This window comes from Rhodoferax sp. BAB1, from assembly GCF_013334205.1.
GTDB lineage: Bacteria > Pseudomonadota > Gammaproteobacteria > Burkholderiales > Burkholderiaceae_C > Hylemonella.
Genome location: NZ_CP054424.1, coordinates 2,935,049 through 2,948,368, shown reverse-complemented (window position 1 = coordinate 2,948,368; position 13,320 = coordinate 2,935,049). Strand labels below are relative to the sequence as shown.

The window sequence follows — 13,320 nt, the reverse complement described above, 5'->3', positions numbered from 1 at the left end:
CTGCTCGCTACGATTTCTTCACAAGTTCTGTTCGCAGGCTGCCAGGACTTCAGCCCGGGCAGGTGGCGGCGCCCAGCCCGGCCTTGAGCCGCTCGGCGCGCTCCGGCGTGGCCGGGTGGGTGCTGAACCAGTCGCCCATCGTGCTGCCGCCGGCTTTGGCGGCCGGCTCGGCTGTGGCCTTGCCGCGGCCGGACATGCCCAGCAGCAGGTCGGCCATGGGGGCGGTGGGACGCTGCGCCAGGGTCATCAGCTGCAGCGCAAAGCAGTCGGATTCGTTCTCGTGCTGGCGCCGGTAGGCCAGGCCGGTCAGGACCGTGCTGGTCATGGACACCAGGCTGGAGACGTCACCCAGGGCCAGCCCCAGGCCGACGTTGAGCACGCCCTGTTCGACCACCAGCCGGGTGCCGTGGCGGTGCTCGACGTGGCCGATCTCGTGCGCCAGCACGCCCAGCAGCGCGTCGTCGCCCAGGCCCTGTTTGGCGGCCGTCTCGACCAGTTCGTCGGTCATCACCAGGGTGCCGCCCGGCAGGGCAAAGGCGTTGGGGCCCATGCCGCGGCGAAAGTGCAGCTCGTAGCGCGGGGCGTAGGCCGGATAACGCTTGAGCTGCGGGGACAGGCGGGCCAGCAATTCGGTGAATTGCGTGCGCAACTCGGCCTGGCGTTGCGGATCGAGTTGACTGGGCTTGAGCCAGGCCTGGTCGATCTGCGCCAGGGCCTGCTGGCTCAGGCTGAGTTCCCAGGCCAGCGGCACGTGACGGCTGAGTTGCGCCGCAGCCCAGGGCGTGCCCCAGCGGTAGAAGGCCAGCAGGCCGGCCACGGCCAAGAGCAGCACGCCCAGCAGCACGGGCCAGCGGGTCTGCATGCGCTGCGCCAGACTGGGGCGGGCGCCGGCGGCGGCCAGCGCCAACTGCCAGGCCTGGGGCTGGTCGATCTCCACGCTGCCGTGGTCGCGCAGCGCCACGGTGATGCGTTCCGGGGCGCGCCCCGCGCTCCATAACGGGGGCCACTCGACCTCGCCGTATTCGAAGCGGCGCGAGGCGGCATGGGGCAGGTCCAGCACATGCAGGTGCAGGGCCGGGCCCCGCGGGCCGGGCTCCAGCGCAATCATCACCTCGCGCGCGCGGCTGTGGCGGCCGTTGAACCATTTGGCCCGGATGGGGGCGGCCGGCTTCGGTGGCGTGGCCATTGGTCAGCCGACGATGTCAAGGCCGGCGGCGTCGGCCAGCGCATCGCCCAGGCCGTCCTGCTGGTGCACCAGCTCGCCGACCAATTGGTCCAGCCCGCCCTTGACATGCAGGGTGACCGAGTCGGACTTCATGCGGTATTCGCTGACGCGGGCGAAGGGGCGGTAGAAGCCCAGGGTCAGGAAGGTGAGCAGGATGTTCTTGATGCGCAGGCGCACAAAGGCCCAGTGCTGCAGATCGCATTTGAAGCGGGCGATCTGGCTCAGGCCCACATTGCTCCAGATCAGCTTGAACATGCGGGCCTCGCGGTAGGCACGCGCCGGTGCCGAGGCGATGACCAGGGCCAGCAGGGCCGCTAGCACGAAGGCGATGATGAGGATGAACTGCAGCAGCCCCATGCCGCGCATGTTCTCGAACAGGGCCTGGGCGGAGAAGATCAGGCCGGCGCCCAGGGCCAGCACCAGCGCTACCCCGGCGAGGAACACCACGATGGTGGCGCCCCAGATGCGCACGAAGTCGCTGTAGACTGGTTTCCAGCGGCCACGCTGCTTGCCGATGCCGGCGCGCAGCACCAGCAGGCTCTTGTAGTTGAACTCGACGCGGATGACGCACAGCACGCTGAGCACGATGCCCAGGGCGATCAGCCCCCACATGGGCGGGCTCACGGCGGGCCAGGCGGGCGCGGGGGCGCCGCGTGAGGTGCGCGCGGCTGGGGCGGGCAGGTCGGCGGCCAGGGCATCGAGCCCGTAGTTGATGGCCACCCAGATCGCGGCCATCAGGAAGATGGGCCAGCTGGCCAGGTAGACGTCCTTCCAGCGGGCGGCAAAGTGCAGTTGCAGGCCGCGCCAGCGTGTACTGGCCAGGCGAAAGCGCATGGCGCTGCCCCAGAGGTAGGGCGCCAGCAGGGCGGCGCCCACGATGAAGACCAGCACCATGGTCTCCTGCCCGGTCTCGGCGGCGATCTTGTAGGCCAGGTAGAGCAGGACGAAGAGGATGAAACTCACCACCATCTTGCGCAGCGGCGCGGTGAACTCCAGCGGGCTGCCGGCGATCACGGTGTGGTCGTAGAAATAACGCGCGGTGCGCCGGCGGGCCCAGGGGGTGTACAGGCCCAGCGTGACGATGGACAGCAGCAGGTTGATGATCCAGACGCGGAAGTACTCGCCGCCGCTGCCGGAAAACCGCAGCCGGTAGGCGGCGATGCCGTGGCGCTGTGTTGTGCTGTCCATCTCTCCCCCTGTAATGTGCTTTGCGCAGGCAGTTTAGCAGCGCCGCGGGCGCGCAGGCGCGACCCTAGAAGCGCTCGTTCGCCTGCAGATAGCGCCACTGTCCGGGCGGCAGCTGGGTCATGGGCACGCGGCCGATGCGGATGCGTTTCATGGCCAGGATCTGCAGGCCTGCGCGTTCGCACACATAGGCGATCAGGCCGGGGTGCACGCCCTTGATGGCAAAACGCAATTTGCTGCGGCCCTCGGCGCTGCTGTTGAGGCTGGCCTTGACCATCGGTAGCGGCTGCCCGCGTGTGTCGGTGTCCCGCATCAGCAGCGCCAGCTGGGCGGCCGAGACCTCGCCCTGGACTTCGACCGTCACTTCCACCTCGATCAGGCGCTCGTCTTCGGTCAGTTTGCGTGCCACGCGCCAGTCCTGGCTGTACACCAGCATGCCGCTGGCCGCAGGCTCCAGCGGGACCAGGGGGGTGAGCTGGCTGAAGTGGCGCTTGAGCACGCGGATGCCGCTGGGGTCGTCCTGCCAATGGGTGGCTGCGCTCAAGAGCTGCAGGGGCGCGGCCTGGCCGGCGGGTTTGTGCAGCAGCAGCGTCACCGGTGGCAGCTCCATCAGCCGGGCCTCCGGGTCGAGCTCGACCTTCTCGTCCAGCACCCGGAAATGGGGCTCTTCGACCACCTGGCCGTTGACCCGGACCCAGCCGCCTTCGATGTACTGTTCTGCTTCCTTGCGCGAGCAAGGAAGCAGGGCGGCCACTCGTTTGGATAGGCGCACGGGTTCACTCATGGTGTGCCACCTGCAAGGGATTGCAGGCGTTCGACATGGGCCAGCAGCGAGCGCTTGGCCAGCGGCCAGATGTCTTGCGGGACGTCGTCATAGGCGAGGGCCACCCAGTCATCCAGCGTGCCTTGCGGTCGCGCCTGCATGGCGACCCGCACCTTGGCTTCGCGCGCCAGCCGGTGGGCTTTCAGCTTCGCGATGACGGTACGTGCCTCGTCCATCACGTGGCCGTGCGCCGGCAGGATGTAGCCCAGGCCCAGGGTGACACAGGCCGCGTCCAGCGCGTCCAGCGCGTCCAGGTAGGCCGTCATCTGGCCGTCGGGCGGATTGATCACCGTGGTGCTGCCGTTGAGGATGTGGTCACCCGAGAACAGCAGGCCGTCCTGCGCCAGCAGCAGGCAGAGGTGGTTGGCCGCGTGGCCCGGCGTGTGGATGACCTGCAGGGTGTGGCGCGCTTGTCCGTCGGCAGCCTGCAGCGTGAGGGGCTCGCCGTCGGCCAGGGCCCGGTCCGGCACGAAAAGGCTGCCGGGCTTGGCCGTGGGCGCCGAAGGCAGGCCCAGCACCGGCGGCGTGCCGCCGCCGCGCTGTGCACACAGGGCCTGCAGGGGGCGCGCGGCCGGCGCATGGTCGGCATGCGAATGGGTGCAGACGATGAGGCGGATGTCGCCGCCCGTCGCCTGCCACAGGCGCTCGATGTGGGCGGGCTCGTCCGGCCCCGGGTCGATGACCAGCCAGCCCGTGGCGCTTTCACCGACGAGGTAGCTGTTGGTGCCGGGGCCGGTCATCAGCCCCGGGTTGGGAGCGGTCAGGCGCCGCACGTGCGGCAGCAGGGCCACGGCCAACTCGTGCTGCCAGGCGGGCGCGGCCAGCAGGCCGGACTGGGGTTGTTGCGGGGTGGACATGCGGGGCTTTGGACTTAGGATGCAACGACAACCCCAACTCTATAGGAGACACGGACATGAACAAGAGAACCCCCTTGCGCCTGCTGCTGGCGCTGGCCGGCGCCGCCTGCCTGGGCCTGGCCCAGGGCGCGCTGGCCCAGGAATGGCCGGCCCGTCAGGCCATCAAGCTGGTGGCGGTGTTCCCTCCCGGTGGCTCGGTGGACCAGGTCTCGCGCCTGCTGGCGCCCCACCTGCAGCAGGAGCTGGGGCAGAACATCATTGTCGAGAACAAGGGCGGTGCATCCGGCTCCATCGGTGCGGCCGCCGTGGCTGCAGCGCCGGCCGACGGCTACACCTTCGCCGTGGTCTTCGACACCCATGGCGTCAACCCCAGCCTGATTCCCAACCTGCCCTTCGATTCGAAGAAGGACCTGAGCACGGTTATCGTGATTGGCACCTCGCCCATGGTGCTGGCCACGCACGCCGGCTCCGAGTTCAAGAGCTTTGCCGATGTGGTGGCCTCAGGTAAGGCGGCCAAGGGTGCGAGCTACGGCTCCATCGGCTCGGGCAGCCTGGGCCACCTGGCCATGGCACTGCTGGGGCGCAACGGTGGCATGAGCTTCAACCACATCCCCTACAAGGGCGGCGGCCCGCTGATGAACGACGCAGTCGCCGGCCACGTGCCGCTGGCCATCGGGTCGGTGTTCGTGGTCAAGCCGCACATCGACAGCCAGCGCATGCGCGCCCTGGCGGTAACGACTTCCAAGCGGGCGCCGCAGTTGCCCAGTGTGCCGACCATCGCCGAGAGCGGTTTTGCCGGTTTCGACGCACCGGCCTGGTGGGCCGTGCTGGCCCCGGCCAAGACGCCGCCGGCCATCGTGCAGCGCATGAATGACGCCATCAACAAGGTCATGAAGAACCCCGAAGTCGCCAAGCGGCTGGAGAGCCAGGGCATCGACGTGCTCGGCGGCACGCCCCAGGTTGGCCAGGCCTTCATCGAGCGCCAGATGGACATCTGGGCCAAGGTGGTGAAGGACAACAACATCAAGCCGGATTGACGCTGTTGTCGTTGCCAATTGCGGTTTGCTTCCTCTGAAGAAGCTGCATTCTGCTGGGCTTCTTTTCCCCCACTCACTCCCCCAACCCCTCTCCCGCCCCGCCGGGCGGAAGAGGGGAGCCTCATTTGACCGCGCGCGCCGGCGACGGAATCACGGGCGAGGCTTTGCCACCGCGACTTCACGCGGAGATTTCAGGGCAACGGTCGTAGTCAATGGCCAGGGACGGGCGCAGCACAGACAGGCCCCTTTCCCCGCTCTCGTCTCGCTGCTGGCACGCAGTAGCCAGCCGGAGCCGAGCCTGTGTCCACAGAGGTCTCTACGACCGTAGGCGTGAAATATTGCCCAGAAGAAAAAAGTGGCGACGTCTGCGTCGTAGAAGCTGAATCGGAGACCAGAAGCCAAATCCAAGCCCCCTCTTCCGCCCGGCGGGGCGGGAGAGGGCGGGGGAGTGAGTGGGGGAAAGAAGCCCTGTGGAACAGAGGCCCAACAAAAAGAAGTCAGCTTTCCGGCGTGACCTGCAAGGCCACCAGAAATCGCGCCACCATGTTGTAGGTCGCAATCGCGCTGGTCAGCTCGACGATCTGGGTCTCGTTGAAATGCTGGCGCAGGGCGTCGAAGACTTCATCGGTCACTTTCACGTCCAGCGTCATCTGCGCGGCGTAGCGGATCACCAGCGTTTCCAGCTCGTTCAAGGAGGGATCGCGCGGGATGCCGCGCGGATCGGTCTTGACGAAAGCGTTGAGCGCATCCAGTTGCGCCTGCGTGCCGCCGGCGCCCAGGAAATCCGGGGCGTGGTGGTGATACTCGTATTTGGCGCCGGTGAGCAGGGCCACGGTGCAGATGCCGAGTTCGCGCAGCTTGAGGCTGGTGGGCAGTTCGCTACGGACGGCCTTGAGGTAGGTGTTCCAGCCACGTGCCAGGGGCTCGCTCCACAGCAGGGCCTTGTCCAGGTTGATCAGGGTGCCGCCGCGGCGCGCGAGGATGGCGTCCACCAGGTCCTGCGGTTGGGGCTTGCGCTCGGGGGTCCATTCGGGCAGTCGCATCGTTGTTTTCTCGTCGGTGGCGGAGGGAGGCCTCAAGGATAAACCTTGAATGGGCGGATAATTTGTCGCCATGCGTATCCGCTTTACCAAGATGCAGGGTGCGGGCAATGACTTCGTCGTGCTCGACGAAACCCGGGGGCGGCTCGGCCTGTCCACTGCCCAGTACCGCTGGCTGTCCGACCGCCACTTCGGCGTCGGCGCCGACCAGATCCTGACCGTGCGCCCGGCGCCCGCTGCAGGCATCGATTTCGAGTATGTGATCCACAACGCCGACGGCGCCGAGGTCGAGCAGTGCGGCAACGGCGCGCGCTGCTTCGCGCGCTACGTGCGCGAGCAGGGGCTGACGACCAAGGATGTGATCCGCGTGCAGACCCTGGGCGGTCTGATCGAGCCGCGCCTCACGCCCGACGGCCGTGTCACGGTGGACATGGGCGCCCCCATCTTCGAGCTGCCGCGCATCCCCTTCGATGGCGCTGGCCTCACGCCCCTGACCCATGGGGGCTGGGTGACCTGGCCCTTGCCAGTCGATGGCGTCACCGTGCCGGTGGCCGTGGTCTCCATGGGCAACCCGCATGCGGTGCAGCTGGTGGCCGATGTGGAGACGGCGCCCGTGCAGGCGCAAGGGCCCTTGATCGAAAACCATAAGCGCTTCCCGCGCCGCGTCAACGCCGGTTTCCTGCAGGTGGTCGACCGCACGCACGTCAAGCTGCGCGTGTGGGAGCGCGGTGCCGGCGAGACCCTGGCCTGCGGCACCGGGGCCTGCGCGGCCGTGGTGGCCGGCATCCGCCTGGGCCAGCTCGATGCGCGCGTGGACGTGCAGACGCGTGGTGGCATGCTCACGATTGAATGGGCCGGCAACGAGGCTCCTGTGTTCATGACCGGGCCCGCGACCACCGTGTTCCAGGGCGAAGTCGACGTGCCCGCCCTCTGATCCTGCTCAACCCCGAACGCTCAACGCTCAAGCTCCCCATGACCGAACAAGACATCGCCAACTACCTGCAGACCAACCCCGAGTTCTTCGAGCGCCAGGCCGACCTGCTGGCCGCCGTGCGCCTGATCAGTCCGCACAGCCGGCGCACGGTCAGCCTGCAGGAACGCCAGGCCGAGATGCTGCGCGAGAAGATCCGCATGCTCGAAGGCCGGCTGATCGAGATGATCCGCCACGGCAGCGATAACCTGGCGCTGTCCGACCGCATGTTGTGCTGGGCGCGCGACCTGTTTCTCACGCAGGATGCGGACGCCCTGCCCGAGGCGATCGCCGAGTCGATCCAGCTGCAGTTTGCCGTGCCGCAGGTCGCCATCCGGGTCTGGGACGTGAATCCGGATTTCGCCGGTGCATCTTTTGCGCAAGGCGTGAGCGAGGATGCGCGCCTGCTGGCCAACTCCCTGCGCGAGCCCTTCTGCGGTGTCAATTCCGGTTTCGAAGCCACCGGCTGGCTGGCCCATCCATCGCAGGCCATCTCATTGGCCCTGCTGCCGCTGCGGTCCCTGGAAGCCGGCAGCAACGGCCCGGCCTTCGGCATGCTGGTGCTGGCCTCGCCCGACGCCCAGCGCTACACCAGCACCATGGGCACGGACTTCCTGTCGCGCATCGCCGAGGTGGCAAGTGCGGCGCTGACACCCTTGAGGTAAGGCATGACGAGCCCCGCTGTGCCGGATGACGCGGATCAAATACTGATCGAGCGCTATCTTGAGCACGTACGGGTCGAAAAACGCCTGGCGCAGCGCACCGTCGAGCTGTACGCGCTGGACCTGCAAAAACTGGCCGAATTCTCGACCCTGGCCCAGGTGCCCCTGCTGCAGGTGCACAGCGCCCACGTGCGCCGCTGGATCGCGCAGATGCACGGCGGTGGGCGCAGCGGGCGCGGCATCGCGCTCATTCTTTCCGGCTGGCGGGGTTTTTATGCCTGGCTCGGGCGCGAAGGGCTGGTGGCCAGCAACCCGGTGCAGGATGTGCGCGCCCCCAAGGCGGCCAAGCCCCTGCCCAAGGCCCTGAGCGTCGACGATGCCGTGCAATTGGCCGGTTTCCATGCGGAAGACAACGATCCCTGGCTGGAGGCGCGCGATGCTGCCATGGTGGAGTTGCTCTACAGCAGCGGCCTGCGCGTGAGCGAGTTGACCGGTCTGGACGTGGCGGCCAGTGCCGCAGCGCGCGGCTGGGTTGACCTGCAGGCCGGTGAGGCGCACGTGCTGGGCAAGGGCAGCAAGCGGCGCAGCGTGCCGGTGGGCTCGGCCGCGATGTCAGCCCTCAAGCGCTGGCTGGGCTTGCGCGCCCAAGCCGGTGTGCCGGCCGAGCAGGTGGCGCTCTTCATCGGCCGCAACGGCACGCGCCTGACGCCGCAATCCATCTGGTTACGCCTCAAACGCCGTAGCCTGCAGTCCGGGCTGGCCACGCCCGTGCATCCGCACATGCTGCGCCACTCCTTCGCCAGCCATGTGTTGCAGTCCAGCAGCGATCTGCGCGCGGTGCAGGAACTGCTGGGCCATGCCAATATCAGCACGACGCAGGTCTACACCCGGCTCGATTTCCAGCACCTGGCACGCGCCTATGACGCGGCGCATCCGCGCGCGCGCAGCAAGATACCCGGCAAGGGCTGAAGATTTCCTAGAAAGTTTCCCAGTCGCTGTCGGCGCCAGCGGACGATCTGGCTGGCGCCGTGGCCAGGGCCGGCGCTGCCGCCTTGGGGGCGGCAGGCGCGCCCAGGCGGCGTGCCTGCCCCGGGGGCTGTCGGGGCGCGGGGGCGCGTATCGCCGCAGCCGGCCGCGCGGCCGCTACGGGGGGCGGGGTGCTGGCTCCGGCGGCCAGCTTGAACACCGCCACCGATTGCACCAGGTCCTGCGCCTGGCTCTTGAGGCTGCTGGCGGCGGCGGCCATCTGCTCCACCAGCGCCGCATTCTGCTGCGTGGTCTGGTCCATGCTCGTGATGGCCTCGCCGATCTGGCTGACGCCCTGGCTCTGCTCGGTGCTGGCCGAGCTGATCTCTCCCATGATGTCGGTCACACGCCGGATGGCGGCCACCACCTCGTTCATGGTGGCGCCGGCCTGGTCGACCTGGGCGCTGCCCTGCTCGACCCGTTGCACGCTGTCGGTGATCAGGTTCTTGATCTCCTTGGCGGCCTCGGCGCTGCGCCCGGCCAGGCTGCGCACCTCGCTGGCCACCACGGCAAAGCCCCGGCCCTGCTCGCCGGCGCGCGCGGCTTCCACCGCGGCGTTCAAAGCCAGGATGTTGGTCTGAAAGGCAATGCCGTCAATCACGCTGATGATGTCGTGGATCTTGCGCGCGCTGTCGTTGATGCCCTTCATGGTGTCGACCACCTGGGCCACCACCTCGCCGCCCTTGACGGCCACCGTGCTGGCGCTCTGGGCCAGCTGGTTGGCCTGCCGGGCGTTGTCGGCGTTCTGCTTCACGGTGGAGGAGAGCTCTTCCATGCTGGCCGCGGTTTCTTCGAGGGCGCTGGCCTGGGACTCGGTGCGCGCGCTCAGGTCGTGGTTGCCTTGGGCGATCTCGGAGCTGGCGGTGGAGACACTTTCACTGCCCTGGCGCACACGCGAGACCACCTGGGCCAGTGAGGACTGCATGTCGCGCAGGGAATGCAGCAGGGTGCCGATCTCGTCGTGGGTGTTGGGGTTGATGGGGGAACTCAGGTCGCCCTGGGCCACCTTGCTGGCCAGGCTGGCGGCGTATCCCACGCCGCCCGAGATGGCGCGGCTCAGGGTGCGGGCGATCAGCAGGCCCAGCACGATGGTCACGAGCAGGGCGCCCAGATTGCCGATCATCACATTGCGCTGCAGGCTGGCATTCGTGTCACGCGCCAGGATGGAGCCGTCCTGCGACAACTCGGACAGCGCGCGCAACTCGGCCAGCATGGCGTCGAAGGTCTGCAGCCCCGGACCCTTGAGGATGTCCATGGCTTCCTCGTCACGGCGCTGGCGTGCCAGCCCCACGATCTCGGCCTGCTGCGCCTGGTACTTCTTCCATTCGCCCTGGAACTTGTCGAAATGGGAGGTCTCTTCACCGGCCTTGATGATGCGGGCGTAGGCCTGCGACTCGGTGTTGACGGCCTCCCGCAGGCCCTCGATCTGCTTTTCGATAGCCCGGCGCTCGTCCTCGCCAAAAATCAGCAGGTGCTGGAACTGCGCCGCGCGCAGGCGGCTGGCCTGGGTGCCGAGGAAACCCGTGTGCAGGGCGCTGGGCAGGAGGTGGTCCGAGACCTGCTGGGAGTTGGCGTTCAGCGCGTTCGTGCCGAAGACGGCCAATACGGACTGGATGGCGGCCAGAAACAGGACCAGGATGAAGCCCCCCATGAGCTTGGTTCCCAGCTTGACGTCCTTCAATCGCATGCTTATCTCCTCGGGCTATGGCCCTGTAAGGATGGTATTCAGAATTCCCACCGTGCGCGGCGTGGTTTTTGCGGGATGAGCCGCAAGGCGCAAAACCCAAGGCAAGCCTGGACGGCTTGCCTGGTTTTGCAACGAAGTGGATCGCCCGCAAAACCACGCCCCTTCGGGTTCGAACCAAAACGGGCCCTTTGCCCACCAAACCCCTTGCGTGTGCTGTCGGCACACGCTGCGTGGTGTTGGCGGTCAAATCATCCCGTTTTGGACTCGAACGCGCATGGTGGGAATTCTGAACACCATCCTTGACCACTCTAACCCCATTGGCGCGGAAGGGAACCCCGGAAAAGCCCGACAATTCAGGCATGAAAGTGATACGCATCAAGGAAGGCAAGGAACGCTCGCTCTTGCGTCGCCACCCCTGGCTCTTCGAGTCGGCCCTGGCCAAGGGCGGCGGGGACGCCGGCGAAACCGTGCGCGTGGAGTCCGTGCAAGGGGAGTTTCTGGCCTGGGCGGCCTTCAGCCCGTCCTCCAAGATCCGCGCGCGGGTCTGGAGTTTTGACGAAAAACAGCGCATCGATGCCGCTTTTCTCGCCAGCCGGGTGGCCGCTGCCATCCGTGCCCGCACACGTTTCGACATCCGGAGTGACGGTCTGCGCCTTATCCATGGCGAGGCCGACGGCCTGCCCGGCCTGATCGTGGACCGTTATGGGGACACCCTGGTCGCCCAGTTTCTGAGTGCCGGCACCGAGCGCTGGAAGGAGGCGCTGGCCGATGCGCTGCTGGCCGAAACCGGCCTGGGCCGGCTCTACGAGCGGTCCGATGCCAGCGCGCGCGGGCTCGAAGGCCTGCCGGAGCTGAGCGGCTGGCTGCGCGGCGAGGGCCCCACCGGGCTGGTGCTGCGCGAGCATGACTGGTGCCTGGGCCTGGACATCGCCCAGGGCCACAAGACCGGCTTTTACCTGGACCAGCGCGACAGCCGCAAGCGTTTTGCCGACTACGCGGCCCGGCTCAAGTTCCAGCGCGTGCTCAACTGCTACTGCTATACCGGGGGTTTCAGCGTGGCGGCACTGGCGGGTGGGGCGGCGCACGTGACCTCGATCGACTCTTCCGGGCCGGCCATCGAGCAGGCGCGCGCCAATGTGGCGCTCAACGGTTTCGACCTGGCCCGCACCGAGTTTCTGGACGCCGACGTCAATGCCAGCCTGCGGCGTTTCGCGCAGGAAGGCCGCAGCTTCGACGCCATCGTGCTGGACCCGCCGAAGTTTGCGCCCACCGTGGCGCATGCCGAGCGCGCGGCGCGTGCCTACAAGGACATCAACCGCCTGGCTCTCAAGATCCTGGAGCCCGGTGGTGTGCTCTTTACCTACTCGTGTTCGGGCGGCATCTCTGCCGACCTGTTCCACAAGATCGTCGCCTCGGCCGGCACCGATGCCGGTGTGGACGGCTACATCCACGAGCGCATGGGCGGCGCACCGGACCACCCCATGACCATCAATTTCCCGGAAGGCGAGTACCTCAAGGGCCTGGTGGTCATGCGCAAGGCCTGAGGCGGGGCGAGACCCTGCCCCGGCCTGCTCTTGACGATCTCGCTAAACTCCCCATCTATCCCCCGTCTTCGTCACCCCACCGCTTGCGCGCTGCGCAAGTTGGCGGACATTCCTTTCTGAGAGCACATCCATGGCCCTGATCCCCGCCACCATCCTCACCGGCTTCCTAGGCTCCGGCAAGACCACCCTGCTCAAGCGCGTGCTGCAGGAAGCGCACGGCCAGAAGATCGCCGTGATCGAGAACGAGTTCGGCGAGGAGAACATCGACACCGACATCCTGGTCGCCGACACCACGGAGCAGATCATCCAGATGAGCAACGGCTGCATCTGCTGCACCATCCGGGAAGACCTGCGCACCACCCTGCAGGACCTGGCGGCCCGCAAACGCAAGGGCGAACTGGATTTCGAGCGCGTGGTGATCGAGACCACGGGCCTCGCCGATCCCGGCCCGGTGACCCAGACCTTCTTCATGGACGACGAGATTGCCGAGAGCTTCCTGCTGGACTCCGTCATCACCCTGGTGGATGCCAAACACGCCGCCCAGCAGCTCAATGACCGGCAGGAGGCGCGCCGCCAGGTGGGTTTTGCCGACCAGGTTTTCATCAGCAAGACCGATCTGGTCTCGGCCGATGACGTGGCGGCGCTGCAGCACCGTCTCAAGCACATGAACCCGCGGGCGCCGCAGAAGGCGGTGCATTTCGGCGAGGTGGCCATCAGCGAGGTGTTCGACCTGCGCGGCTTCAACCTGAATGCCAAGCTGGAGATCGATCCGGATTTCCTCAAGGACGAGCACGACCATGCGCACGGGCATGAGCACCACGACCATGACCACGAACATGGCGAGCACTGCAACCATCCCTCGCACCAGCACGGCCATGGTCACCACCATCACCATGACGATGATGTGAAAAGCTTCGTCTTCCGCTCCGAGCGCGCCTTCGATCCAGCCAAGCTGGAGGACTTTCTGGGCGCCATCATCAACATCTACGGCCCGCGCATGCTGCGCTACAAGGGCGTGCTGCACATGAAGGGCACGGACCGCAAGGTGATTTTCCAGGGCGTGCACCAGCTCATGGGCAGTGACCTGGGGCCCGCCTGGGCCGAGGGCGAGCAGCGCCTGAGCAAGATGGTCTTCATCGGCATCGACCTGCCCAAGGACATCCTGCTGCAGGGCCTGGAGCAGAGCCTGGTCTGAGAACCTGTGATAAATCTACTGCGCTCCGTCCGCCTTGCGCTCGGGCCGCTCGCTACGATTTCTTCACAG

11 protein-coding genes and 1 pseudogene are annotated in these 13,320 nt (G+C 67.2%); 6 read left to right on the top strand and 6 right to left on the bottom strand.

The features are described 5' to 3' along the window. Positions 1-49 precede the first annotated feature (49 nt). From HTY51_RS14160 to HTY51_RS14145, 4 genes and pseudogenes are all read right to left on the bottom strand, one after another. Entirely contained in the window at positions 50-1,186 is a 1,137-nt protein-coding gene (locus tag HTY51_RS14160) for a M48 family metallopeptidase (RefSeq protein ID WP_174253322.1), read from the bottom strand. Positions 1,187-1,189: 3 nt separating this feature from the next. Beyond that, entirely contained in the window at positions 1,190-2,413 is a 1,224-nt protein-coding gene (locus HTY51_RS14155; protein ID WP_174253321.1) for a YjgN family protein, read from the bottom strand. Between the two features lie 64 nt (positions 2,414-2,477). Then, complete coding sequence (locus tag HTY51_RS14150; RefSeq protein WP_174253320.1) at positions 2,478-3,194, bottom strand: RNA pseudouridine synthase; 717 nt, start codon at positions 3,192-3,194, stop codon at positions 2,478-2,480. Continuing rightward, positions 3,191-4,042 (bottom strand): annotated as a pseudogene (locus tag HTY51_RS14145) (MBL fold metallo-hydrolase); the annotation flags it as partial. The gene HTY51_RS14150 and the pseudogene HTY51_RS14145, both read right to left, overlap by 4 nt. 104 nt (positions 4,043-4,146) lie before the next feature. Here HTY51_RS14145 and HTY51_RS14140 point away from each other — a divergent pair. Continuing rightward, positions 4,147-5,127: a tripartite tricarboxylate transporter substrate binding protein gene (locus HTY51_RS14140; RefSeq protein WP_174253318.1), complete on the top strand. Its 981-nt coding sequence runs from the start codon at positions 4,147-4,149 to the stop codon at positions 5,125-5,127. Between the two features lie 497 nt (positions 5,128-5,624). On the opposite strand, the gene HTY51_RS14135 is transcribed toward HTY51_RS14140, so the two are convergent. Then, entirely contained in the window at positions 5,625-6,170 is a 546-nt protein-coding gene (locus tag HTY51_RS14135) for a carboxymuconolactone decarboxylase family protein (protein ID WP_174253317.1), read from the bottom strand. 70 nt (positions 6,171-6,240) lie between these two features. Between HTY51_RS14135 and dapF the strand changes: the two genes are divergently transcribed. From dapF to xerC, 3 genes are read left to right on the top strand one after another with little or no spacing between them, the layout of a single operon-like run. Beyond that, positions 6,241-7,101: a diaminopimelate epimerase gene (gene dapF, locus HTY51_RS14130; protein ID WP_174253316.1), complete on the top strand. Its 861-nt coding sequence runs from the start codon at positions 6,241-6,243 to the stop codon at positions 7,099-7,101. Positions 7,102-7,139: 38 nt separating this feature from the next. Further along, a complete protein-coding gene (locus tag HTY51_RS14125; RefSeq protein ID WP_174253315.1) occupies positions 7,140-7,802 on the top strand; it encodes a DUF484 family protein in 663 nt (220 codons plus the stop codon). A gap of 3 nt (positions 7,803-7,805) precedes the next feature. Next, complete coding sequence (gene xerC / locus HTY51_RS14120; protein ID WP_174253314.1) at positions 7,806-8,768, top strand: tyrosine recombinase XerC; 963 nt, start codon at positions 7,806-7,808, stop codon at positions 8,766-8,768. Between the two features lie 7 nt (positions 8,769-8,775). Here the strand turns inward: xerC and HTY51_RS14115 are convergent, their stop codons facing one another. Beyond that, positions 8,776-10,512 (bottom strand): methyl-accepting chemotaxis protein, encoded by a 1,737-nt coding sequence (locus tag HTY51_RS14115; RefSeq protein ID WP_174253313.1) that lies wholly within the window; start codon positions 10,510-10,512, stop codon positions 8,776-8,778. Between the two features lie 359 nt (positions 10,513-10,871). Here HTY51_RS14115 and HTY51_RS14110 point away from each other — a divergent pair, with 359 nt between their 5' ends. Continuing rightward, complete coding sequence (locus tag HTY51_RS14110) at positions 10,872-12,056, top strand: class I SAM-dependent rRNA methyltransferase (RefSeq protein WP_174253312.1); 1,185 nt, start codon at positions 10,872-10,874, stop codon at positions 12,054-12,056. Positions 12,057-12,186: 130 nt separating this feature from the next. Beyond that, positions 12,187-13,251: a GTP-binding protein gene (locus HTY51_RS14105; protein WP_174253311.1), complete on the top strand. Its 1,065-nt coding sequence runs from the start codon at positions 12,187-12,189 to the stop codon at positions 13,249-13,251. Positions 13,252-13,320 lie beyond the last annotated feature (69 nt).